Origin of the sequence: Alcanivorax sp. S6407, assembly GCF_023016115.1 — a bacterium.
Lineage (GTDB): Bacteria > Pseudomonadota > Gammaproteobacteria > Pseudomonadales > Alcanivoracaceae > Alcanivorax.
In genome coordinates, this window is the sequence record NZ_JALKBH010000007.1 from 28212 (window position 1) to 54176 (window position 25965).

Annotated in this window: 17 protein-coding genes; 8 read left to right on the forward strand and 9 right to left on the reverse strand. The window is 52.4% G+C overall.

All coding sequences use genetic code 11. The features are described 5' to 3' along the window. Positions 1–126 precede the first annotated feature (126 nt). From MWU49_RS14325 to MWU49_RS14360, 8 genes are all read right to left on the reverse strand, one after another. Positions 127–1836: an MBL fold metallo-hydrolase gene (locus MWU49_RS14325; RefSeq protein ID WP_246973643.1), complete on the reverse strand. Its 1710-nt coding sequence runs from the start codon at positions 1834–1836 to the stop codon at positions 127–129. 62 nt (positions 1837–1898) lie between these two features. Then, a complete protein-coding gene (locus MWU49_RS14330; RefSeq protein ID WP_246973644.1) occupies positions 1899–2930 on the reverse strand; it encodes a helix-turn-helix transcriptional regulator in 1032 nt (343 codons plus the stop codon). A 232-nt stretch (positions 2931–3162) separates the two neighbouring features. Beyond that, positions 3163–4047: a hydrolase or metal-binding protein gene (locus MWU49_RS14335; RefSeq protein WP_246973646.1), complete on the reverse strand. Its 885-nt coding sequence runs from the start codon at positions 4045–4047 to the stop codon at positions 3163–3165. Positions 4048–4118: 71 nt separating this feature from the next. Beyond that, positions 4119–5126, reverse strand: a complete 1008-nt coding sequence (locus MWU49_RS14340) for a lambda-exonuclease family protein (protein WP_246973648.1) — start codon at positions 5124–5126, stop codon at positions 4119–4121. Between the two features lie 91 nt (positions 5127–5217). After that, positions 5218–5640, reverse strand: a complete 423-nt coding sequence (locus tag MWU49_RS14345; RefSeq protein ID WP_246973650.1) for a hypothetical protein — start codon at positions 5638–5640, stop codon at positions 5218–5220. Between the two features lie 64 nt (positions 5641–5704). After that, entirely contained in the window at positions 5705–6673 is a 969-nt protein-coding gene (locus MWU49_RS14350; RefSeq protein WP_246973652.1) for a DUF932 domain-containing protein, read from the reverse strand. A gap of 43 nt (positions 6674–6716) precedes the next feature. Continuing rightward, a complete protein-coding gene (gene radC, locus MWU49_RS14355; RefSeq protein ID WP_246973655.1) occupies positions 6717–7211 on the reverse strand; it encodes a DNA repair protein RadC in 495 nt (164 codons plus the stop codon). Between the two features lie 78 nt (positions 7212–7289). Further along, positions 7290–7622, reverse strand: a complete 333-nt coding sequence (locus MWU49_RS14360; protein WP_246973656.1) for a hypothetical protein — start codon at positions 7620–7622, stop codon at positions 7290–7292. Positions 7623–7875: 253 nt separating this feature from the next. Here MWU49_RS14360 and MWU49_RS14365 point away from each other — a divergent pair, with 253 nt between their 5' ends. From MWU49_RS14365 to drmC, 8 genes are all read left to right on the forward strand, one after another. Then, complete coding sequence (locus MWU49_RS14365; protein ID WP_246973657.1) at positions 7876–9015, forward strand: DNA cytosine methyltransferase; 1140 nt, start codon at positions 7876–7878, stop codon at positions 9013–9015. Positions 9016–9049: 34 nt separating this feature from the next. After that, positions 9050–12256, forward strand: a complete 3207-nt coding sequence (gene drmD, locus MWU49_RS14370; protein ID WP_246973658.1) for a DISARM system SNF2-like helicase DrmD — start codon at positions 9050–9052, stop codon at positions 12254–12256. After that, positions 12253–16383 (forward strand): BREX-1 system adenine-specific DNA-methyltransferase PglX, encoded by a 4131-nt coding sequence (locus tag MWU49_RS14375; protein ID WP_246973659.1) that lies wholly within the window; start codon positions 12253–12255, stop codon positions 16381–16383. Before drmD ends, MWU49_RS14375 begins: the two co-directional genes overlap by 4 nt. Positions 16384–16526: 143 nt before the next feature. Then, on the forward strand, positions 16527–17648 hold the full coding sequence (locus tag MWU49_RS14380; RefSeq protein WP_246973660.1) for a DUF262 domain-containing protein: 1122 nt from the start codon (positions 16527–16529) through the stop codon (positions 17646–17648). Beyond that, on the forward strand, positions 17645–18406 hold the full coding sequence (locus MWU49_RS14385) for an MAE_28990/MAE_18760 family HEPN-like nuclease (RefSeq protein ID WP_246973661.1): 762 nt from the start codon (positions 17645–17647) through the stop codon (positions 18404–18406). Before MWU49_RS14380 ends, MWU49_RS14385 begins: the two co-directional genes overlap by 4 nt. Further along, the gene (gene drmA / locus MWU49_RS14390) at positions 18406–22389 is read left to right on the forward strand and encodes a DISARM system helicase DrmA (protein WP_246973663.1); all 3984 of its coding nucleotides are present in this window, start codon (positions 18406–18408) and stop codon (positions 22387–22389) included. Before MWU49_RS14385 ends, drmA begins: the two co-directional genes overlap by 1 nt. 2 nt (positions 22390–22391) lie before the next feature. Then, positions 22392–24251 carry a DUF1998 domain-containing protein gene (locus MWU49_RS14395; RefSeq protein ID WP_246973665.1) on the forward strand — a complete coding sequence of 620 codons (1860 nt, stop codon included), beginning with the start codon at positions 22392–22394 and terminating at the stop codon, positions 24249–24251. 1 nt (position 24252) lies between these two features. Next, positions 24253–25014, forward strand: a complete 762-nt coding sequence (gene drmC / locus MWU49_RS14400) for a DISARM system phospholipase D-like protein DrmC (protein ID WP_246973668.1) — start codon at positions 24253–24255, stop codon at positions 25012–25014. A gap of 157 nt (positions 25015–25171) precedes the next feature. Here drmC and MWU49_RS14405 read toward each other — a convergent pair whose 3' ends face one another. After that, positions 25172–25915 (reverse strand): hypothetical protein, encoded by a 744-nt coding sequence (locus MWU49_RS14405; protein WP_246973670.1) that lies wholly within the window; start codon positions 25913–25915, stop codon positions 25172–25174. Between the last annotated feature and the right edge of the window lie 50 nt (positions 25916–25965).

Sequence of the window (25965 nt, forward strand, 5' to 3'; positions counted from 1 at the left end):
AGGTTGAGTCGGTCCGGCAGGGTCGGATCATGTGTAGTAAAGCCCGGCTTCCTATCGGAAGCCGGGTTATGTGCGGTTTGCCTAAGCGTTAAAAAGTCGTGATCTCTCGACTAAGGGGGTTACGTGTTAGCTTTGGCTCTCCTCTTTCTCCCTAATCATGCCTTTTAACTCCGGACGCTGATGTAGCATTTCCATGATGAGCTCGAAATCGGCATCCCTGTGGGCGCTCTCGCTAGATTCAAGTGATATCCAGCCTGTGGTTGCCTCTGGCAGCTGTACATCGATATTAAAGCCAAGCTCCTGGGCTTTCTTGTAAAGCGCCGTTCTTAGTGAATTCCTGTTATGGTTATCACCATGTTGAAGAAAAAAAGTATCCCCGGCTGGTAAGTAGCCATCTATTGCATTGCGCAGCGCCCAGTTCAAAAGGTCTTCTTGGTCCCCATGAGCAGAGTAACCTTTAATTTCCTCAATACTTGCTCGAATGTCAGCCACGGCAACGCTGCGATCGATATTTGACCACTCGATGATGTTTTCGCTCATTCTCCTGTTGGGGATTGACAAGCTCTTGATAGAGAGCAGCTTTCCGCAGACGGTCTTCGAGCCACAGTACCCTGTTACTGCCACGGTCGTGGTGTCTTTTGTTAAAAGATTGGAAAGCCAAGATGAGGCTTTTCCAGCGTCGCCATTTCCTGACCCTGTGATGATGACAGTTGGGCGGTTGGATGATGCTACTTCATCTGGTGATGGAGGGTTGTTGGCCACAATAGGCTTCCAGTTTTCTGCTATTTTATTTCCACCTTCCAATCCAGCCCAATCTGGATCATCTTGATGAAGGCTAATGGATAACATTGCCTTGATCGCCTGCTGCAGGTGCTCTGGATCGTTGTTGGTCAGTCCAAGAAGCTTAAAGATCTGCTTTCCTAGCCACAGCGGTCTGGTTTTCTTCAGGTTGCTTTCCGTTTTTGACCAGAAAGGGGCCGTTCTATCTATGATTTCCTTACCAAGTGGAAAGTCATAGTAAAAATCAATGCGTTCATATTGGTCAGGTTCTTCAGCGGCGATGGCATGCAGATCGAAAAGGATGTCCTGGCTTCGGCCTAACGCAAATGCTGGGATGATTAGCGTTCCCTGATTGCTCATGGTTCTGTCAACAAGCGACTTCAGGTGGGCTCTTCGAGTGCCGGGATCTTTTTCCGTGGAGGTACGGTTGGTGGAACCATAGGTAGATTCCATAACCGCATAATTATGCTTTCCAGGATTCATAAAGTGGCGAATGGTTGGTAATGCTTCATGCTCTTCGCTCTGAGGGCCAATATCTCCTGAAAAAACGATGCTTCGTTGCTCTGGTGACCTTGGTGGGCCCCAGAAAATGCCAACAGACACTGCGCCAAGGATGTGGCCGGTTCTCAGGAACTGGATAAAAAGGTCATTATCAACAGGATGGTAGCTTCCCAGGATTGGCTCTTTTTTGAAATGACACCATTTAATGCCGTCGATATTTTTCTGGTTGAATAGGTCGGGATTCAAGTGTATCGAGTTTCTGTATTGAGTATCTGCTATAGCTGCGGTTTCTTCGGTGCAGTATACCTTTCCATTAAAACCCGAATCGTAGAGCGAAGGTATAAGGCCGCTATGATCCATATGGGCATGAGTGAGAACAATGAATTTAATCTCAGAAGGCTCAAATGGCCATGTCTGATGATTCCATTCATCAGCGGTGACCTCCCCCTGCTGCATTCCGCAATCGATTAAGAAACTCCACCCCTTTTTTTGATCTCGCATCCATGTGCACGACCCAGTTACTTTGCCCAAAGGGCCGATGAAATTGACTTCCATAGTTATTCTCTTGCTGTAAGGTTTGGATACAAATGCCGCTGATTCTTTTGTTTAGAATCGATTTAATCTCGAATTAAATGTGAGAATTCTTCGAGAGTTGGCATAGCTGAATTGTCCGGTATTCCTGCTTTGTTAATCGACTTGCTCCACGATAATGCGGTTATTACAGATTCTTGCCATACCTCAGGAAATGGAGCTTTAGTCTCTGTAACTGGATCAACCCTTAAGATGTCTATCCTTCTTTCTGGTAAAGAGTGATCTCCAGGGGATAGTCTGAATGAAACCCTGTTATCAGAAGGAATCTTTCTTGCCGCTAAGGGAGGTAAGTGATGGCTAAACCACGTGGCAAACTGGCGTACAGGCCAAAGCCCCTCCAACAGCAGCGTTTCCGTTTCTACTTGTTGGGTCTCATCACTGAGAACGACAAGGAATTGAGCTCTATTGCCCCTGTGTTCCCCCAGGAAGATATATTCCGGGTAGTATTTATTGAGAGTCCGGCTTAGGTTTTGGTTTATGTAAATTGATATCCATTTTTGCAGAGGCTGCCAGGTAAGACCGACATCTGTCTGAAGTCGCAGTTCTCGAAAAGTGAAAGTCAGTATTCTGCCGTCATTTTCCTCTGGGTCTGGTTCTTCTTCTCTTAAGGGGATTCTCAGCGTGCAGTTCACACCCTCAATGGAGTATGTCGGTAGCGACTTAGTCGGGAAATCCGAGTATTCGCCGGGGATTCTTCCCCCGATACGAAATGGGCGCTCTTGATTAATCTGCTGATCAAGAAATGCCAGTAGTTCAGTCTCACTATTGAATAGCTGACTCCGTGCTTGTTGCGAAGGGCTTCCGGATTCAATGAGTTCGCAATAAAACGGAGAAGGGAGAAAGTCGGACTCGTCGTTACCAGTGAGATAATTGAAGGATACGCCGAAAGCCTTGGCTAGTTTCTCTGCTGTTTGCTTGCTGGTGCTGCCCGTATTTTCTATACACGAGATAGCTCTACGAGAGACTCCAATTTCCAGGGCCAGTGATAGCTGAGTATGTTTCTGATTAACTCTGAGCTTCTTGATGATGGTTTTGTCTACATCGATGTTCTTCGCCACGCCGATTTCCTCTTGGGTAGTGATTGCAAGCAGCCTATACCCAAATAACATCGCATTTAAGGCATTTCGTGTGATGCTATGCCCTTAAAACATCACATCTTCCCTCGAGGATGGGCAGGATTAAGTCTGTGGCGTCTGTGTTTGCTGGTCTGGAGCTGCGTGCGGGCCACTCATTAGGAAGCCCAATCCACCTATGTGGATCAGGCCGTTCGATGCTTCAGAGAGTTGTGGATTAACCCGCAGACTGTTTTCCTGCCAGCTTATTGCTGAGTGCGGAAGTGGGTTGGTTGCGGGAGTCTCTGGTTTGAGCTGAGCCCTCGCCTGAAAACTCCTCCACCACCTGCAGACCCTCATCTTCCGCATACTCGAACTGCGCATTCATCAGGCCCGCCTGAGCGACCTTATCCAGCTCTGCCTGGCTGATTCCCAGAGTCTCACGCCCCTTCGCTTCTTCCTTGGCATGGGTGACAGCCTCCTTCATGTCTTGATCCGCTCTCAGGGTCAAATCCACGTAGTAGATTGGTGCCCGGTGGCTCTGGGTGGTGCTCTTGCCCCGTAACTTGAGTTCCAGGGGCAGGGTCGCTAGGTTGCCGCCACTGATGGCATGGAAGTAACGCAGGCGAGCGGCGAGGGTGCGGATGCTGTTGTAGCCAGTAGTTCGGAACACAAAGCAGCCCAGCTCATCATCGTCACCGATCTGGACGTACAGCCGACCATAGGGCTTACACAGCCCATGGCTGCCGTAGTCGCACAGATCCGGTGAGGGGCAGGGCAGTGATTCCAGTCCATTCTCTGTATGCCGTCGGCATGTCTCCCCATTGCCCGCACACAGGGGCCTGCCGCTCTTGCGTTCGAAGAAGGTGTATTCGGCCCGTAGGTTCAGATCCGGGTCATTGAAGGGCAGGGTAATGGGAATGCTGCGCAGCTTGCTGCCCTGGGTTTCCTTACGCAAGCCTTCATCAAGCGGGTGAGGCAGCCAGCCCTCCTTGGTCTGGATCTGGGTGGTGATGGTGAATTGGTCGTCTTTCTCCGGCAGACGCTTGCCGTTCTTCTCCACTACACGGCCAATACTGATGCGGCCGATCACGGGTGGGGTAATCGCGAGTCCTTTAATCATGGGATTCTCCTGAGTGCAGACATAGACACGCAGCCGGGCCAAGCCCGGCTGTTATGCCGCTTTGAGTTGGGTTAGGGGTTGGGGCGCACCAGGAACCGGCGACTGCCCGCCCTGTGCTTGGGGTAGTGCTTGAGCAGATCAGGCTGATCTTGCAGCAGAGCTTTGCTGTCCAGGCTGGTGGAGTCCTTGCTGCGCTTCCAGGTCACGGAGCCCTCGGTGAAGGTGGCCTTGCTGGCCAGCCCCATGGTCTGCTGGATGCGTTGCTTGAGGGTGGACTCTCGCTCGTTCAACCGGCCCAGGGTGTCCCGCAGATCCAGCAGCTCATTGAAGTCGCCTTCCATGGCCGGGTTATCCGTGAGATCCACGGTTTCCCCTTTATCCTGGGGGTAGAGGGCTTGCAGGGCGTTCCCGGCAGAGTCGGAGCCATCCGGGTCCGGTGGGGTGTCCGCTTCCACCAACTGCCAGAATTCCCGCTCCAGCTCGTACAGGTGAGCAATCAGTGCCTCATCCCGCGCGATCCGATGGATCTGCAACTCTTGCCCGCAGATCAGCACGGCCACATCGGCAGCCTGCTTGCCGGTAACCGCCAGCTGATGCTGCACCTGACACTGGATGTACTCGGGAACCCCGTCCGTCCACAGCTTGGCCCCGTACTGTCCTGTGGTCTTACATTCGAGTATCTGAACATCGTCATTACCGACGACGGCGTAATCCAGGTTCGCGAGCATCCAGGGCTTGTCGTCATCCGGGTGCTGCAGCACGGCATTCACGCGCCGTACCTTGTTGCCGGTGATCTTGGCGTAAGCCTCGGCTACCTTCGGCTCCAGCAGCGTGCCCCAGTACAGGGGGGACTGAATGTCATCGGGATCAGGGGCGGGTAACAGACCATCCCGCCCGGTCTTGATCATCCACAGTTCCAGTGGGGACTGGTACGGGCTGATACCTACCGCTGCAGCGGCATCACTGGCACCGATGCCTTGCTTGCGGATCTTCAGCCAGTCTTCGCGGTTCATGCGTTTGGTCGACACCAGGCGCAGGGCAGGGCGCTGGCCGGGTGCGGTGCTTTTCGGTTGTGCCATGAGAATGCTCCAGACAAAGAAAAGCCCCGGCACAGAGGCCGGGGCTAGGGGTAAGGAATGAAAGGTGAATGTGAGTGGTGCCTAAATGACATCATGCGGCTCGACCTGAAGAGGAAGGGCCTTCCTCGCCAATCTCGAAGAAGTCATTCACCAGCGCCTCGATGTAACGCTCCGCCTCTTTATTGCTGGGCAGGTGGCCGTGAGTCAGTAATTGTTCACCGAGCCACTCGCCCAACTCGCTGACCACTTCGTACTCGAAGATGCCAGGGCGACCACGGGGTTCGAACCAGATGTGAGAGACGGTCTGCCAGAGTGGGTCCAGGTACTCACAGGTGGCGATGATCAGCTCGATACAGCCACTGTCCCAGGTCTCCAGGATGCGGCGAGCCCGACCCGGACCGGGATGGCACATCAGGCCTTCATGCAGGAACGCGCCCCACACCGCTGACAATTCAGCAGGCATAGGGCGACAGTCCCATACCGCCAACAGGCGGTAGAGCCATTTCAGATTCATGGGGTTCTCCAGTTGTCTTTTAAAAGGAAGAAGAGAGAGGGGAGAGGTAAGCGGTCAGGCTGGATCAGGCGACTAGCAGGGAGGTTTGCTCCAGAGCACGCTGCTTGATCTGGGCGCCCTTACCGAACCAGGCTGAGTCCAGCCGGTTGTCCGTGCTGCGAGCGCGGCGTTCATGGTCCACGAACTCGGTGACCGCATTGAGTAGGCCGTAGGCCGTATTCTTGGCGGACGCCAGCTCCGACCCGCGACCGGCACCGTCGTACAAGGCCATGGCTTTCTTCATGGCCTGTTCGTTGGCCTTCACCGGCATGCCGGGTGGCTGATAGCTGGTATCCGTGAAGATGGTCTGCATGACCTTCTCGGCGGTCTTGCGGGTGATGCGCCGTTCGCTCAAGGCTTTCAGGCGATACATGAAGTCATCCCAGGCAGAGACCGAAATCCCTAGCTGCTGCTTCACCGCTTGCGGATCGAAGGTGGTGCTATGACGTACCTTCACCGCATGGGTGTTGCCATTCAGCGCGACGGCGAGGGTGTTATTGCACACCACCCGGATACTGGTGAACTGCGCCGTAGTGGCCAAGGTGCCGTCACAGGCCGTGGCCAGTAGCACGTAGCCGTTGGTCTGGTCATTGCCTGCCAAGGAGCCGGTCTGCCCGGTACGTGCCAGCGCCCACAGCTTGCGGCCACCTTTCAGGACGCCAGCGGTCTCCAGCTCAAAGCCGGACTGCTCGGTGAGATCCCGGTAGAACTCCAGCACCTCTCGGGGCTGAACCACCTTGAAGCGGTTGCTCACTACCGACAGGGGCTCCTGATTGTCAGAGCGGAACAGTACCTTCTGATCCGGGAAAGATGATATCTGCCCGAGAGCGCCAGCCTCGCTACTGATAAAGCGAACCGGGGTCTCACGGATCTCCCAATCCATGCCGGCTTCGCGCATCCAGACTTCCAGTGGTTGTTGGGTGGCCAGCTGGTTACCCAGCCCGTGCCAGGGTGTACGGCCCACATAGGCCATGTTTTCGACAAGATGTGCCATGGTCAATCTCCTGTAATAAGACGGTATGCCCAATAGGGCAGGGTTAGAGCCAGCCGCGCTCGGCCAGGCTGACGTAGCCAGAACGGGACACCACAAAGTGGTCCAGCACCCGCACATCGATCAGTGCGAGGGCATCGGTGAGGCGTTTGGTGATCTGCCGGTCCGCATTAGAGGGCTCGCTACAACCCGAGGGATGGTTGTGGGCGAAGATGATGGCTGCGGCATTGCAATCCAGCGCACGCTGCACCACCACACGGGGGTAAACCGCAGAGCTATCAATGGTGCCGTTGAACAAGGTCTCGAAACGGAGCACCTTATGTTTGTTGTTAAGGAAGATGGCGGAGAAGACCTCGTTCTTCTCCTGGGCCAGAGCCAGCTGCAGGAACTGGGCGACATCAGTAGGCGCGGTCAGCGCTTCCAGGTCGGTGAGCTCATCCAGCAGGATGGTGGCAGCAGTGCTGACAATCTCCTCCGGCTTCACGTAGCCCTGTACGTGGTACAAGCCCTGCTCGTTCTTTACGAAAGTGGGAATATCCATTCAGGCCTCCAAAGCGGCATAAAGAAGCCCGCACAAGGCGGGCTTCAAAAATGAGTAGATAAGGGATAAGAGAAGGGGTTACTCGGAATCCAGGCGAAAGCTGTGCTTGCAATCCAGGCATTCCAGGTTGTCGAGATAGGTATCGTCGAGCCGGGAGCCCAATGCAGCTCCTGCTTCACCGCCGGCGACTCCACCGGCCAGGCCACCAAGCACAGCACCGGCGATGCCGCCAATCGCAGATCCAGCAGGCCCAAACGCCATGCCGACGGTAGCCCCTACGCGAGCTCCGCTAGTCGCCATGGCAACGCCGCTGGCGGCACCAGCAACCGTGCCGACAGAGCCGCCTACTTTGCGACCAATCTGCAAGGCGACGACTCGGATGGAGCGACAGGACGGACATTGAATGATCATGAAACCTCCATGAGATAGGGTTCAGGAAGGCCATTCCTTCCTGGCTTCATGGAGGTGATATGTGTTTGAAAATATTTTGAATGTCCTATGGCTGCGGAGAAAAATTATTTCATTAAAAATCAAGCAGTTATTGGTTTTCTTGTGGGGCGGTTGTTTTTTGATCAGTTGGTAATTGATGCTGCAGGAACCTAGAATTCTAAGCAGCGTATTCAGCCCCCTCTAGATGTGCTAGCGGGTATGCAGATGAGGGGGGATGTGCTTCCGTTATATTCATTTCAGGCCTTCTCTCATTGCCTATCCGAATATAACTTCAATGACTAGTGGTTTTACTTTTGGGATGTGGCTTGGTATGGCGAACTTGGCTTGTATTGACCTGTTTTGTGGTGCAGGAGGGTTGACGCATGGATTCGTTCAAGAAGGGCTTCACGTTACAGCTGGAATAGATCTGGATCCGGCATGTCAGTACCCCTATGAGGCTAATAACCAAGCAAAGTTTTTAGAGCGAGACGTTAGCAAGTTAGCGTCCTCCGAACTAATGGACCTTTTTGGTGGTGCGAAACTAAAGATCCTCGCTGGCTGCGCACCATGCCAGCCGTTTTCGACCTATGCACAGCGCTATGAGTCGGATGGAAAAAATGGCCGCTGGGGATTGTTGTACCACTTTGCGCGACTGGTGAAAGAGACCCATCCTGATGTTATTACCATGGAAAATGTTCCCACCGTTGTGAAACATCAAGTTTTCCATGATTTCGTAGATGAGTTGAAGCGTTCCAATTACAACGTTTGGTATGACGTTGTAGATAGCACTCATTATGGCGTTCCTCAAACACGGAGGAGGATGGTCTTGCTAGCTTCAAAGCATGGCTCCATCAAGATGATTGACGCAACCCACAAAAAACCAAAAACCGTAAGCCAAGCAATTAAGAAGTTGAGGCCCCTTTCAGCGGGGGAGGCGGCTCCTAGAGATAAGCTGCATGTTGCAGCTACGCTGTCCGAGAAGAATTTGCTCCGGATCAAGGCTTCGAAACCGGGAGGAACTTGGAGAGATTGGCCTAGCGAACTGGTTGCCGAATGCCATAAATCAGAAAGTGGCCGAACCTATCCTGGCGTCTATGGACGAATGGAGTGGGATAAGCCTGCTCCTACGATGACCACGCAGTGCTATGGCTTTGGAAATGGAAGGTTTGGACACCCTGAACAAGATCGAGCAATAACATTACGTGAAGCTGCCATCATACAAAGCTTTCCTCGTAACTATGAGTTCATCCCTAAGGGGGAGAAGGTGAGTTTCAAGGTCTTGGGAAGACTGATTGGGAATGCTGTGCCTGTTGACTTGGGGCGAGCTATTGCACGAAGCATCAAAGGTCATTTGGTGGAAGTCGGCTTGGCCTAATAACTAGCCAATAAAGAGAAAAGAAAGGATATCGATGCAGACTAAGGACGGAGAGGTTGTAGTGGGCCCTGTTATCCCTGAGCCTGGACAGCTCGTTGAAGTCAGAAGAAGGCAGTGGATAGTTTCAGATGTCTCTGCGTCATCACTTGCAGAAGCCCATGAGGTTAGGGACTCGGCAGGGGGCTACACGGTCAACAAGAAAACTGTATCTGATAAAGGGGCTTCAGGTAATGGGCGATTTCTTGTCTCTTTAAGCTCGATAGATGAGGATGGGCTAGGAGAGTCCCTTGAGGTTATCTGGGATATTGAGCCTGGCGTGCAGGTTATTGAGCGTGCAGGCCTGCCGTCCATCACGGGCCAGGACGACTCAGATACGCTGGAGGCATTCCTTGACGCTGTGCGGTGGGGGGCTGCTACCAATGCCGATAAGGGGTTTTTGCAGGCTCCATTCAGGAGCGGTGTAAGCATTGAAGACTTTCAGCTTGACCCCTTAGTGCGTGCGATTGATATGGCTCGCGTTAACCTGCTTATCGCTGATGATGTTGGTCTAGGAAAGACCATTGAGGCGGGGCTGGTCATTCAAGAGATGCTCCTTCGGCATCGAGCTCGTACCGTTTTGATTGTCTGTCCCGCATCTCTGCAAGAGAAGTGGCGGATGGAGATGCTGGAGAAGTTCGGTCTTGAGTTCCGCATCGTTGATAGCGCGTATATCAAACAGCTGCGTCGAGAGCGCGGTATCCACGCAAATCCGTGGACCTCACATCCGCGCTTGATCGCGTCTATGGATTGGATCAAGAGTGGTGAAGGGCTTCGTGCGATGCGCGATATTCTACCTGCTCGTACCAGCTATCCCCGCAAATTCGACATGCTTGTCGTCGATGAAGCACACAACATCGCTCCCGCAGCCGGTGCGCACTACGCGCTAGAGAGTCAGCGGACGCGCTTCATTCGCTCCATTAGTCCACATTTTCAGCATCGATTGTTTCTAACTGCTACGCCACATAATGGCTACACGGAATCCTTCACCTCTCTGCTGGAGCTGCTGGACGACCAGCGTTTCGCCAGAAACATTCTGCCCGATGAGAAGCAGTTGAGTCAGGTGATGATACGTCGCCTCAAGAGCGACCTGGTCGATGCGGAAGGCAAGCCGCTCTATCCGCAGCGCAGGCTACAAGCATTGCTCGCCTCGTACTCCGCACAAGAGCGCGAAATTCACCAAAAACTGAATGACTACTGCGTAAGCCGGGAACGGAGCGCAGAAAAAGCAGGTAATGCTTTCGGAACGTCGTTCGTCAACCGGCTCCTCAAGAAACGGCTCTTTTCCTCTCCCGCCGCCTTCGCATCCACCCTCGAGAAGCATATTGCGAGTTTGGCCAATGGCCATCAGCGCAAAGACAAGGACGCAATGGCGGAGCGCATCTTACGCAAGGCCATCCTGCGAGCCGATGAAGACTACGCCAACGACCAAGAAGTCGAAAACGCCCAATCCGAGGCTGTCGAAGAGGCTTCACGCCGTGCGCAACCGCTGACAGCAGACCAGCAGCAGATGCTGAACGAACTGAGATCGTGGGCGCAAACGGCCAAGAACCAGGTGGATGCTAAAGCCAAAGCAGTCCTCGACTGGCTCACTGCTAACCTCAAGACTGACGGGGAGTGGAATGATCGTCGGGTGATCTTGTTTACCGAATATCGCACCACTCACCAGTGGATGCACCAGATCCTGGCTAGTCACGATTTCGGGGGCGATCGTCTGGCCATCCTTCACGGCGGCATGGCGCAGGACGAGCGAGAGAAAGTCAAAGCTGCCTTCCAGGCCTCGCCCAAAGATTCGGCGGTACGCATTCTGCTGGCCACCGATGCCGCATCCGAAGGTATCGATTTGCAGAACCACTGTAACTGTCTCATTCATTTGGAGATCCCTTACAACCCCAACGTGATGGAACAGCGCAACGGTCGTATTGATCGACACGGGCAGCGCCAGAAGGAAGTGTTGATATGGCATCCTGTCGATGGCGGTGAACAGGGAAAGGAATCGATTGGCGGTCACGGCGACGATATCATCAGAGCGCTGCGAAAGCTTGAATCCATGCGAGAAGATATGGGTAGCGTCAATCCGGTCATCGCGCCACAGATGTCAGGGCTCATCGAAGGCTCCCTGAAAGACCTTGATACACGTATTGCTGAGGCAAAAATTGCAAAGGCAAGACGTTTCGTGCGAGCCGAGAGGGAACTTAAAGATCGGGTTGCCAAGCTGCATGAACGACTCCTCGCCACTCAGCAGGATTTTCATCTCACGCCTGAGCACATCCTCATGGCGGTTAAGGTTGGCCTAAATTTAGCGGGTCGCCCACCGCTAGAGCCCTTAGACTTGGCGGGAGCTCCGTCGGGAACGGTATTTAAGATGCCTGCACTATCTGGCTCATGGGCTAGATGCCTTGAGGGGCTGCGTCACCCTCACACATTGCAGGTCAGGCCCATCACATTCGATCACGCTGTCGCTACCGGGCGTGACGATGTGGTGTTGGTTCACCTCAATCATCGGTTGGTAAAAATGTGCCTGCGCTTACTGCGCGCCGAAGTGTGGGCACAGGAGGATGTGAAAAAGCTGCATCGAGTCACTGTGCGCTCTGTGCCTGACGAACTAATTGATGGTCCGGCCGTGGTCGTCATCTCGCGGCTGGTTGTCACTGGTGGTAACCATCACCGCCTCCACGAAGAGCTGACGGCAGCAGGTGGCTATCTGGGGGATAAAACGTTCCGGCGTGAAGACGGGGTCACCAAAATCCAGCAATGGTTGGATCAAGCCAAACCAATAACAGCTTCAGACTCGCTATTCGACGCCATACGCATGCGTTTCGATCGCGCAGAGAGTTCGATTTTGCAGTCTGTCGATGCTCGGTCGAAAGATCGGCTCAAGTACCTGGCAAATACCCTGCAATCGCGTAAGCAGCAGGAAGTGGCTGACATTGAAGCCGTGCTTGATGAGCTGGAAAAGGCCATCCGTGCTGAATTGGATAAAGATGTTCAGCCAGAACAGTTCACTCTTTTTACCGAGGATGAGCGAACACAGCTCAGGCGTGATACCGCCGCACTGGAGGCTCGTCTTGACCGCATACCAGACGAACGCCAGCAGGAGGCCGAGGCCATTGATATCCGATATGCGAAACTGAGCGACCGGACTTTCCCGGTTGCTGTGATCTTCCTGCTACCAGAGTCTGCAGTGAATGGAGATGCCGCATGAGTAAGCTCAGTTTGCATGATGAGTGGCTGTCACTAATTGAGATCTCTGGCCCATTTCTTGCTGTGCCTGTTCTGAAGGAGGCATTTCCACAAGGACTAGAGGAGCTTGATGGCGTAAAACGGAAGCGCTTGCGCCAGGCTTATGAGGAGTGGCGCGAAGCGCTGGAGTTGGAGGACGCGCAGTTCCCCGACTTGCATGCAGCATGGATCGACGAAGTGCTGTCGCGCGTTCTCGAGCTTGATGATGACGGAAAAGGCGATGTCCTCAAACGTGCCGATTGGTGCACCGCTAACCTTGAGGCTAGCTTGCCTGAGCAAGGCTTGACGCTATCGCCGGACCTGGCGGTTATTGATGAGCAGAGTTCTAACAAGCCACTGCTGCTGATCCAAACCTATTCGCAAGATATTGATCTTGATGTCACTCTGAAACAAGACGGCTGGGCCGCCTCCCCCGCTGAACGTATGGTGCAAATGTGCCGTTTGCTTGGGTGCCGCCTCGGACTCGTGACCAACGGGGAGCGCTGGATGCTGGTGGATGCGCCCGTGGGGGCCGTCAGCACCTTTGCTAGTTGGTATGCTCGCATTTGGAGTCAGGAGCCCATTACCCTACAGGCCTTCGTGCACCTGCTCGGTATTCGTCGTTTCTTTGTCGACGAATCCGAACAGCTGCCCGCATTGTTGGATCGCTCCCTGAAATTCCAGGACGAAGTCACCGACGCCCTTGGCGAGCAGGTGCGCCGTGCCGTCGAGGTGTTGATTCAATCCCTCGACAAAGCTGATCAGGATCGCAACAGAGAGCTCTTGCACGACGTTAAAGAACCCGAGCTGTATGAGGCCGCGTTGACGGTGATGATGCGCTTGGTGTTCCTGCTCTCCGCCGAAGAGCGTGGCCTGCTGTTGATGGGCGACGAACGCTATGAAGCCTACTACGCACTCTCAACCTTGCGTCTGCAGTTGCGTAAAGAATCCGATGAGGTTCTTGAGCGTCGTTGGGATGCCTGGTCTCGGCTGCTGGCAATCTTCCGCGCCGTGTACGGTGGAATTGAACACGAAAACATGCGTCTCCCAGCGTTGGGCGGATCACTGTTCAATCCGGATAGATTCCCATTCCTCGAAGGTCGGGCCAAGGGGGCGAACTGGCGTACTGATGCAGCCACACCGCTGCCTATCGACAACCGTACCGTGCTGCTGTTGCTGGAAGCGATTCAACAATTCCAGGGCCGCACGCTGTCTTACCGTGCGTTAGATGTCGAACAAATCGGCTACGTGTACGAGGGGCTGCTAGAGCGGACCGTCAAGCGTACTGATGAAGTCACGCTGGAACTGGATGCTACTAAGAGCGCCAAGTCACCATGGATAAAACTGGCCGAACTGGATTCGGCTCACTTGGATGGCGCTGCCCGATTAGCCGAGTTGCTGGAAGAACGTTCCGGCAGCTCTGCTAGCCGGGTGCGCAATGATCTAGCCAAACCCGTCGATGACGCTCTGGCTGATCGGCTGCTGACAGCTTGCCAGGGCGACACCGAGCTACGTGACCGCGTCAAGCCCTATGCCCATTTGCTGCGGACTGACCCTTGGGGCTATCCGCTTGTATATCCAGCTGGCGCTTTTATTGTTACCGCTGGTTCCGACCGGCGGGAAACCGGCACGCACTACACCCCGAAATCTATGACTGAGCAGATCGTGGCTGAGACTCTCACTCCGGTGGCCTATGTTGGTCCTGCTGAGGGTGTGCCGCGTGATCATTGGAGGCTGAGGTCACCCAAAGAGCTTCTTGACCTAAAAATCTGCGACCCGGCTATGGGGTCCGGTGCTTTTCTGGTGCAAGTTTGCCGCTGGTTGTCTGATCGGCTAGTCGAGTCTTGGGCACAGGTAGAGGTGGCTGGAAAAACCGTAAGTGTGGATGGAGAGGTTCTGGAATCAGGAGCTGTCGGTGAATTGCTACCCCGCGACAGCGAAGCGCGCGCGGTGATAGCACGCCAACTTATTGCGGAGCGGTGCCTCTATGGTGTCGACGTGAATCCACTGGCTGTTGAGCTAGCCAAACTATCAATCTGGTTAGTGACGTTGGCAAAGGGGCGGCCCTTCGCTTTTCTTGATCACAACTTGCGTGCCGGCGACAGCCTGTTGGGCATCCACCGACTGGATCAGTTAACAGAGCTCTCAATGAGTCCGTCCGGTAAAGGCCAGCAGCGTTTATTTGGTCAAAATATTAAACAGGCAGTTAAAGAAGTAATTCAACTTCGCAAACAGCTCAGAGCAATGCCTATCCGTGACATTCATGATGTAGAGGCGATGGCTGCGCTGGATATGGGAGCACGTGAAAAACTTACAGCGTCAGAATTAATTGCTAATGCATTTTTGGGTGAGGTGATAACGTCTGGCGGTAGGGAAAATGTTGCCGAAAGAATCGCAATATCATTGTCAGATAAGGCGGGCCAATTGTTTGCTGGGGAAAAAGGTGTATTTACTGCTTTGCAGAAGCTCAGTAATGAAGCTTTGATGTCTGATCTGCCAACGGACAGAGAGCCAAGAAGCCCAATGCATTGGCCCTTGGAGTTTCCCGAGGTTTTCATTAGTGGTCGAGGGGGATTTGATGCAATAGTGGGCAATCCTCCCTTTTTGGGCGGGCAAAAGATAACGGGGGTTATGGGGGGGCGCTATCGAGATTATTTGGTTGAGTGTATCGCTCAGGGTAGGCGTGGTTCAGCCGATTTGGTTGCGTACTTTTTTATCAGATCAAATCAATTGTTATCACCAAATGGTTATTTCGGATTGATTGCAGTCAATACCATATCGGAAGGTAATACACGTGAAGTCGGCCTTGATTCAGTGCTTGAGGCTGGATCGACAGTTTTTAGGGCCAGACCTAATCTTGTCTGGCCTGGTTCGGCAAATGTGGTTACGAGTAGTGTGTACATTGCAAAAGAAAATTGGCAGGGCACCAAATATCTATCCTCACAGGCTGTTCCTCAAATAAGCTCATCACTGACTCAGAGGGAGAATTGGCGCCCCGTGAAGTTGGCCGGAAGTAAAGGTCTTGTTTTTCAGGGTGTTATTATTCTGGGTGATGGTTTTTTAGTCGACGAAGATACATGCGCTGACTGGAGATTGAAAGGCGATGGGTCGTGTAATGTTATTTTTGATTACCTTATTGGGAAAGAAGTTAATCAGTCGCCAGTCCATCAACCAGGTAGAAAGGTTATCAACTTTTTCGATTGGGATGAGGTGGGCGCAGAAAATCTACAATCTGCATATGAGCACGTTAAAAAATACGTGAAACCGGTGCGCCAGAGGCTCAAAGACGACAGTAATGAATACGCACTTCGAAGCCCCTTGCCTCAGCGCTGGTGGCAGTACGCAGAAAAAAGACCTGCTTTGTTCCATGCTTTAGGTCGAGGCGATTCTTTCATGAAGCATCCGAAAGGTTGGGATAAAAGCCAAATACCTTTAGAGCGAGTCATTGTGTTCGCAACGGGTGCAACAAAGTACCCCTGTTTTACCCTGGTTCCAAACTCATACGTTTATGCCCATTCGCTCTGTGTCGTGGCTAGCGATAGCTTCTCATTGTTTGCCTGTTTGTCATCCGATATTCATGCGGTTTGGGCATGGGAATATGGCTCTCGAATGAAGCAAGATTTGCGCTACACGCACGGCGATGTGTTTGAAACATTTCCTTTTCCTGATGGGGTGTTGGATGGAGATAATGAAGCACTTGGAGGCCTGGGTGAACGATATTTTCATGAGCGCTCTGCTTACATGGTCGAAAACGACAAGGGTATGACAAAATTTTACAACGATTTCCATAACCCTGCTGTCGTTACCGCTGAAATAAAGAGCCTCAGAAAATTGCAGGCTGAATTAAATAATGAAGTTTTGCGCGCATATGGGTTTGATGACATTGATCTTTCTCACGGTTTTCATGGCGTGGCGTACTTGCCGGAGGGGAAAAATACACGATTCACGATAAGTGAAAAGGCAAGAGAGGGGTTGTTGTATCGGTTGGCGATGCTAAACAAAGCAAGGCATGAGGCTGCGTGCAAAAATGCTGAATCGAAAAGGGATGTCAAATCAGTCAGAAAGAATATATCCCAAAATGCAGGCGTGCAGGGTGGATTGTTTGGTTAAATGGGCCTGAAAGGCCTCTCTACTAATGGTTGGTTGGGATGAGATTTGTTTTTTCTTTGGTTTTGTCTCCCTTCAGTAAATTGATTATAAGTAGGTTTCTGGCAGCCCTGATCAGTACAATTGCGCATACATGAAGGTCTAAAATGAACAATAATGAACAAATGACGCTCATTGATGATTTTTCTGCTGAGCAGAAAGAGCAGGCCGAAGAGCAGATTTCTCTTCGTCAAAAGGAAACAGACTTTGATATCAGAGAGTACCCTGTTGAAGTCATTGTCAAGAAATTTGTAGATAAGATTGAGGGTGATAAGGCGGAAATTTTTGTTCCCGATTACCAGCGTGAATTGGTGTGGAGCGATGCCCAACAATCTCGGTTCATTGAGTCGATTTTGCTCAATCTTCCAATTCCTTATCTTTACGTGGCAGACATAACCTCTGGGGAAGATGCTGGTCGACTCGAAATTGTCGATGGCTCTCAGAGAATAAGAACCCTGGTTAGATTCATGGGTAATGAGCTTAAACTTGACCGGCTGGAAATATTAGACAAATTAAATGGTTTTTGCTTCAAGGATCTGCCTTTGCCAAGACAGCTTCGGTTTGGGAGAAAGACCTTGCGCATGATAGAGCTGATAGAGGTTGACGAAGAGGCAAGGCGTCAACTTTTTGATCGGCTAAATAGCGGTGGGTCGAAGCTTGAAGATATGGAAAAGCGAATGGGGTCTCGAGATGGTGACTTCTTGGTGTTTGTTCGTTCTTTATCCGACAATGGTGAGTTTAAAGAGCTGTGCCCCATCAGTGGTGCTCGTGTCAAACGTCGTGAGTACTCAGAGCTTGTTCTCCGATTTTTCGCCTACCGTGATCAATATGAGAATTTTGACCGCCGAGTAGATGAGTTTCTAGATAACTATCTTGATGACAAGAATGAAAATGGCTTTGACAGGCCTGCTTATGAAAGCGGGTTTATGGAGATGCTTGCATTCGTCCGTCAGAATTTTCCGTATCATTTCCGGAAGAACGCAAATAATTCATCTGTCCCTCGCATTAGGTTTGAGGCAATCGCCGTTGGCGTTGCGCTTGCACTCAATGAAAATCCGCATATTGAACCTGCTAACATGGAATGGCTAGATAGCGATATGTTCCGCTACTTGACTCGATCCGATGCCAGTAACTCTCGCCCTAGGGTCATTAATCGAATTCATTTTGTCAGGGATAGCTTGCTTGGGCGAGATGTTGAATGGGCTAACGGAGTTGAGCCAGCTGTATGACGACTTTGATACCTGTGATGATTGGTGCAGAGGAAACATACAACTCTCGCTGTCGTGAGATTGAGCGTTTCTTTGAAATGCTCCAATTCATGAGAGATAACCGGGATTCAAGGTTGTGTAGTAGTCCAACGGTGGAAGAAGATTTAAGCATCTATGTTGTTGGTCGAGATCTTGAGAAAACACTACGAGCTTCCGCTTACTTGATGTTATACAACCTGGTGGAGGCAACAATGACAAATGCGATTGATGCCATACATCTGCACATTGCGGGCGAGCAGGTTGGGTTTGATGAGCTCAAAGAAGATCTTAGACGTATTGCCATTAAAGGATTGCGGAAAGCGGTATCGTCATCTACACCATCTGAACTGCTTGATGTTGGGGTGCCAATATCTAGCGCGCTGATATGGCTTGGCTTTGACAAAAAAGACCTTTTTTCCGGCAATCTGGATGGTCGCCTGATCAAAGACACAGCCAAAGAATATGGATTTGAGCTTGTCAATCATGACAAAACTGCATCTCGAGATGGTGCCAGGCTCCTAAATGTCAAGACAAAGAGAAATGAATTGGCACATGGGGGAATTTCATTTGAGGATTGCGGGCAAGACACTTCAGTAGATGAACTTGTTGCGATTTTCGACGAAATCAAAGTATTCATTAAGGCTGTACTGGATGGAGTGTCGGATTATTTGTCGAGCAAAGGTTATTTGCATGTTGATAATGCGAGCTCTGCAGCGGAAGAAAATTTATCGGTGGAGTGATGACGGTATTGAAGAAGAATAAAACCCCTAACGCATGGATTGCTGTAGATCATGGGAGTTCTTCCGAGCACTTTTATGCAATGTATACGCTTCAGCTGGAAGGAAATCGCTCGCTTTATCAATCCATTGTCGATGATGATTGGATTTTGATTCTGAATGCTTCTGCTCAAATAATGCGAGTCGGGAGGGTTCTTCGCCTTCGCTCTGACCTAGAGAGAACTACGATCTACTTCGACCGAATGTTAATGGTCAATGCGCCGGTTTCTATCGGTCTTACGTCACTCACGCCTCCTTCCTCAGCTAGCGTTGGTCGTATTCAGTGGACGGATTTTCTGGAGGCACTCCCCAAGGCATTGCACAAGACCATTGCCGATGTGCCCATCATTGAGGATCAGGCTTATATTCGTGAGCTACTGCAGTTGGCCACTATGGATGACCTTCTCGGTCCTGCCGGTGGTCCCCAAGAGCGTATTGTTGATATGGGGGTACGGGACCGCTACCTAGTTGGCAAACTGGCCCCGCGGCAGGCGGCCCAAGGTGGCATTGAAGGGCTGGAAGGGCCGCTGGCAAATGAGGATGCAGAAGAGCCCATTGATGAGAAGGTTCCAGGTCATCACGAGCCTGGTGCGGAATTTGGAACGGCTACCGGGCGTGTGGAGGCAGAATCGGATGCCGCCGACGAGATAGATGCAGCGAGCAACCAGTCATTGGTGCCCAGCAGCCTCGGCATGACCTTTTGCGTGGATGGCGATGTCGACCTGATTGAGGTCGAAGCGCGCTGGGGGCGCTACGAGCGCGTACCCAATAATGAGCATGAGCTGCTTAAGCCTAACGGTCAGAAGGCCAAGGTTTGGCAGCGTATTCCTTGTGGCGGCAAGATTAAGTTGGCGCTTACCGAAGGTGCAATTACACATCAAGCACCCGACAACGAATTTCCAGAAGTGCGCGTGCAGGGCTCCATTCGGGCAAAGAATGTTAATGGTGACCGGCTGGTTACCTTATTCCTCGTTAACGCACAGGAGGAGCCTGATGCAAACCGAGACACTGCATGGGTTTTCCAGCCTGAATTGATCGCTCGTTCGGATGAGAATGCAGCCAAACGAGCGATCTTTCGACGCAGGCCGGTACTTGATGCAGACGGGGCAGACCCCGAGCGCGAGGCGCTGGAGATGGTCTACCGCGATCGAGTCGAGTTTGCTGTTGGGCATGGCGTTGCGGTCCACGCTGAAACTGCAGACGATGTGACGCTGGCCACCGAAGTTCGTACCACGGTGATGCCTCATTACGAAGTGCAGGTCACAGAGACGCCAGGCCTTGATGACTCCGACCGCAAGGCAATGCGGGAAATGGTCAGCAGTGGATTGCTAGATATGCAGAGGCTCGCGACTCTAGAGATTGAGCCGCTGGTAGATGCCTTGAGTATGCTAACCACAGATTACTCCGCTTGGATTGGTGAGCAGCGCGACCGTGTCGGCTCGGAGGTGACCGGTTACGACGATCAATCGCAGCTTGCAATGGATCGCTGCGAAGAAATCCTTGAGCGCCTACAGCAGGGCATTAACACGCTGAAGAGTAATGAGAAGGCCCTGGATGCCTTTCGCTTTGCCAATCGTGCGATGGCTACACAACGTGTGCGCAGCCAATACGCGCTAGCTATGCGCCGGGGCGAGGATGTCACTCTTGATAAATTTGACGTGTTGAAGAACCGCAGTTGGCGCCCGTTCCAGTTGGCGTTTCTGTTGCTTTCAATTCCGTCACTGGCAGATCCGAGTCACCCCGATCGAGTTCAGGCTGTTGAGGCTTATGCCGACCTCTTGTGGTTTCCGACGGGTGGCGGTAAGACCGAGGCTTATTTGGGGGTGGCGGCCTTCACGATGGCTATCCGGCGTATGCAGGGTAATGTCGGTGGCTACGACAGCTCACGCGGTTTGGCTGTGATTATGCGTTATACCCTGCGTCTGCTGACACTCCAGCAGTTTCAGCGTGCCACGGCACTGATCTGTGCGATGGAAGTACTAAGACGTGAGGCCCTTGAAAAGGGCGATAAGTCGCTAGGTGAAGAGCCTTTCACTATTGGTCTCTGGGTTGGAAACAAGGTTACCCCTGGCACGACTGAAGATAGCCACCGTGCGATTGAGGATGTGCGTAACCCTGGAAAATACAACGCAGGTGCTGCCTCACCGGCGCAGCTAACTAGTTGTCCATGGTGCGGCTCTGAAGTGGCACCCGGCCGCGATGTAGAGGTCGACAGGGTGGCGGGCCGTACCTTCGTCTACTGCGGCGATAAGAAAGGCCGCTGCGACTTTTCGAAAGGCAAGTCCAGCAAGCAGTCTCACCCAGGGATTCCTGTGCTGGTCGTGGACGAGGAGATATACCATCGCCCGCCCACCATGATGATTGCCACGGTGGATAAGTTTGCCATGATGGCTTGGCGTGGTCAGGTGCGTACACTCTTTGGTCGAGTGGGCCAGGAATGTGAGCGACATGGCCTGCTTTGGCAAGGTGCTGATTGCAATGGCAATCACCAAGCCGGGAAGGGGTTCCCTTCCTCCAAAGTGAAGAGTATCGGCCCGATTCGTCCGCCTGACTTGATCATTCAGGACGAGTTCCATCTGATCAGTGGCCCCCTCGGTACCATGGTGGGCTTGTATGAAAGTGCTGTGGATGAACTGTGTGGCTGGTCGCTTGATGGCAAGACGGTTAAACCTAAGATCATCGCCTCGACGGCAACGGTGCGCAAAGCCAAGGAACAAGTTAACAACGTCTTCATGCGTCGTGTTTCTGTGTTTCCGCCGCATGGCCTGGATGTGGAAGACAACTTCTTTTCAGTACAACGGCCGATCAAGGAGAGGCCAGGGCGGCGTTACCTCGGTGTATGCTCGCCTGGTAGTTCTCGCCCGGCGATGTTGATCCGCGTTTACACCGCATTCCTGACAGCAGCTCAAGAACTCTTCGACCGTTTTGGCGAGCCTGCTGACCCGTACATGACGATGGTTGGCTACTTCAATTCCCTTCGTGAACTGGGCGGGATGAAGCGTTTGGCGGAGGATGACGTGCAGACACGTTCCTATCGCGTTCAGATGAGCATGGTGGAGCGGCCCGCATTGGCTCAGCGCAGTATCAGCAACATTTGTGAGCTGACCTCTCGGGTATCAAGTCAGGATATTCCAAAATACCTCGATAACTTGGAAGTAAAGTTTAAATCCGAGTTCGATTCTGCTTCCGGGAAGTATGTGACCCGCTGGCAGGATGGGGACACACGAGCCATTGATGTGGTGCTGGCCACAAACATGCTTTCAGTTGGGGTCGATGTTAACCGACTTGGTGTGATGGCTGTAAACGGGCAGCCCAAGGGGACGGCTGAATATATTCAGGCTACAAGTCGTGTTGGGCGTTCATTCCCTGGTTTGGTTTGTACGGTGCTGACTTGGGCGCGGCCGCGTGATCTCTCACATTACGAGACCTTTGAGCACTACCATGCCACGTTCTATAAGCACGTTGAGGCGCAATCAGTAACGCCATTTTCCCCCCGTGCGATGGATCGAGGACTGACAGGTTCCCTGTTGAGCCTCATGCGTCTGGAAAACGACGTATTTAGTCCGAACGAAGGTGCTGGCCAGCTCAGCATGTCTAATCAGGCTGAGATTGTCGATGCCATTAAGGTGTTGTCCGCTCGTGCAGGCAACGTAGCCGAAGATAACGCGCGAAAGCAGTTGGCCGAAACCGAGCTAAAAGAGCGTGCCGACGAATGGGCAAAAGAAGCAAGCAGAGGTGGTCGTATCCTGGCCTATGAGAAACGAGGTCCTGAGAAGGATAAGACGGTTGCATTGATTAAATCGCCTGGACTCCAGGCTTGGGATAATTGGACAGTACCAATGTCGATGCGAGAGGTTGAGCCCGGAGTGCGCCTGATCATGAACACGAGCCATATTGCGGACGGCCACGACTGGAAGCCTCGTCCTGTAGAGCCGGATGAGGACTGAGTATGATCATCAACGATAAAACGCCTGTCGGTGAAGTGCGTCCCAGCCAATTGCTTTGGACTTATGGCCCAGGAGCATTGATTGACCTGCCAAGTCTGTCCGTAGTGACACTGGGCATTGATAAGTGGGAAAAAGACCGCTGCCAGCCGATTCAAGAGGCGCGGCTGCTAGCTGCCGTTCGCAAGGTGCTTGGTTCACAGGTGGAGAACCTGAGAATGCCGCCGTTTCAGAAGAGCGACCTTGTCGATGTCTGGTCTGCGGAGGCCAGTATTGGTGTTCCCGTCCGACCATTTCCACGCTGGATGCGCTGCGTGAAGTGCGGTCTGTTGTCGCCTTTTGATGCAGGTTTGTTCGATATCAAGGAGAACCGCTTCAGGCCGGAGCGAACCCGCTTCGTTCATAAAGGCTGTCGTGGTTCTCAAGGTGACCAGAAAGCTAAGGACGCAGATGCTGTCCCCGCCCGTTTTTTGCTGGCCTGTCGTGACGGGCATCTTGATGATTTCCCTTGGCACTACTTTGTTCATGGTGGCAATAGCACGTGCAAGGGCTCACTGCGCTTCTTCGAGAGCGGCGCGTCGCTTCAGACAGAAAATTTGTGGGTCAAGTGTGATACCTGTGGGCTATCTCGCAGTATGGCTCACGCCTTTGGCAAGGCGGGAAAAGAGAATCTACCTGGATGTCGTGGGCGGCATCCACATCTTGATCACTTCGATAACGAGTGTGGTGAAGAGGCGCGTGCCGTTCTGTTGGGTGCCACAAATAGCTGGTTCCCCATCACGCTTTCTGCGCTCGCGATACCTCAGACCAAGGATCCTCTTGGTCAGCTGGTCCAGGATGGTTGGGAGTTTTTTGAAGACCTTGATTCCGAAGCGGAGGTGTCCGTAACGGTTAAAACGCTGAAGAAGACCGGGGCGCTGCCGGGAATCGACAAATATGCTGCGGCCGCAATCTGGGCGGCTATTGAGGCGCACCGTAAGGGCGACGGAGAGGATGTCGTAGGTGAAGCCGACATCAAGGGGCCTGAGTGGGATGTGTTGACGGAGGAGAACCCTCCCTCTGACTATCCTCACTTCATGAGCAAAAAGGCAGGAATTCCGCCAAATCTCGTAGGCTATATCAGCCGAGTTCTGCTTCTTGAGCGCTTGCGTGAGGTAAATGCGCTGCTGGGATTTACACGGGTCGAGGCACCTGAAGAGTCAGGAGACCCCGATGAGCGCCCGCAGATGGCCAGCCTGTCACGAGCAATGCCCGATTGGGTCCCGGCAAACCAGGTTCACGGCGAAGGTATTTTTATTCAGTTTGATGAGGATGCCCTCACCAAATGGGAGTCTTTGGATGCCGTAAAGAAAGTCGACAAGATGCTCCGTGGTGGTCATCGGGGGTGGCGAAATTCGCGTCATCTAGACCCGAGTGAGGGCTACCCTGGCATTCGCTATGCGATGTTGCACACGCTATCTCACCTATTGATTCGTGAGCTCGCATTGGAGTGTGGATACAATGCTGCGAGCATTCGTGAGCGCATCTATGCTGACACCTCCAGCGATAGTTCACAGGCAGGTATTCTGATCTATACAGCAGCTGCCGATTCAGACGGAACGCTGGGTGGGTTGGTCGATCTTGGTAAGCCAGAAAACCTTGGCCGATTGCTGGAGCAAGCATTAAATCGAGCAAAGGTCTGTTCTTCCGATCCACTTTGTTCTGAGCATGACCCAGAGAGGGACCGTTCGCTGCATGTCGCTGCCTGCCATGCGTGCAGTTTGGTGGCTGAGACCTCTTGTGAGAGGGGTAATCGCTACTTGGATAGATCACTTCTGATCTCCACGCTTGAGCGCTCTGACGCTGATTTTTTCAAGGGCTTCTGAGATGGAAGAGCTTCTGGATGCCATAGCAGCCTTGGTCGCTCTAGTCTCGCCCGAAAAGGTGCGGGCCGTTGCCGGCCGTGTTCGACAAGCAGAGGCCAGTAAAGCTACAGCGGCATTGTCGAGCGTACTTGGAACCCCCTTAGCTAGAACTGTGGTCGACAAGCTTGCTGCTGCCTGGCAAAACACCGAGATTGCTTCAGGTGAGCTGGCGTCAATGCTCATTGCTGCTAGTTATGTCTATAACAAAGCCGCTTCAGAGCAATCCACTGAACTCGTGTGGACCGGCCCGACGACGCCCTTTGTGTCGGCACGTCGAACAGAGCAGGCACTTCTTCAGGTCATCAATTCATCTGAACAGAGCCTTTTCATTACCAGCTTTGTGGCCTATGACGTCTCAAGCGTCGTCACCGCACTGAACTCCGCCAATGATCGTGGGGTGAGAATAATGATGTTACTGGAATCCTCGCAAGAACATGGCGGCAGTATCAACATAGATGTAATAGGCAAAATGCGAGCCTTAGTGCCGGGTGCGAGTCTTTATGCTTGGTGCGATAAGTCTGGCGATTTTGTGGATGGTCGGGTGCATGCCAAAGTCGCTGTCGCTGACAATGCCTCTTGCTTCATCACGAGCGCTAATCTCACAGGCTACGCGATGGAGAAGAATATGGAGGCTGGTGTTCTTATCTCTGGGGGGCGTATACCCAGGCTGATGTCCGAGCATTTAAATTCTTTGTTGGACTTGAAAATTGTCTCAGCAGTGTAAATCACTAATAAAGCAGGTGGTGGTGGGAGCCAGGGCTGGCATTGGATTAGAAGTGTAGGGGGCTTGAGAGTGGCCCAAGTAGGTAGTTCGCGGGTTGTTTCTACTTGGGCTTTTCTCATTGACAGGTAGCGGCCCTTGATCAGTGGAATGAGTATGGCTACTTAATGTAGTACGGGCCTGTCCCTAGTGTTGTCACTCCGGTGATATCCGGGTCGTTAATGTATGCTTCAACCACGTCTTGTTGGGCTGTTGAGCTAATACAGGCGCCTGTGCTCGGGTTTTTGTAGGAGTAAATCTGTACGTTCTGTCGAATGCTTTGCCGTCGAGGTATGTATAGCAGTTGCTTGTCAGGCTGGTAGCTATCATAAAAAATGGTGCCTAAGTTTAATGCGGCCGAATTAATTGCTGGGTCAAAAACAAGATGGGTTCCAGTGCAGTCAGGGCTCTCAAAGTAGGTTCCAATACTCTGCCAGGAAAGAGATCCATAAAAGTCCACTTTGAATAGATAGCCGGTAGATGTTAATCCCATCCCTTCGTGACTTGAATTAAAAAGGCTCAAGGTATCTGTAAATATTTGAACAAGCCGCCCGATGGCTTGGTCTGATGAATCATAAATTTGAATGGCAGATGATTGATTTAGTAGACTAATTGCGTCGGAATTATCGGCAATGTCTGCGCTAAGAGCTGAAATGTCGCTTTCCAGGCTGTCAATGTTTGCTGCGTTGGCGCTGCTGTCAGCTTGAATCTGAATTATGTCTTGGCTGTTTGACTGGACCTCCACCGAAAGGTCTTCAATCAAACTGCGCGCCTGATCGTCCTTGGATCCTTGAACTATGGTGTCGCCATCATCGCCACCACAGGCGGCCAGCAATAGGAACGCTGGTGTTAGTAATGCTCGCATGTCTCCCCCCCCTCTCCCTAGTTATAAATAACGAAAAGTATAGAGTAATC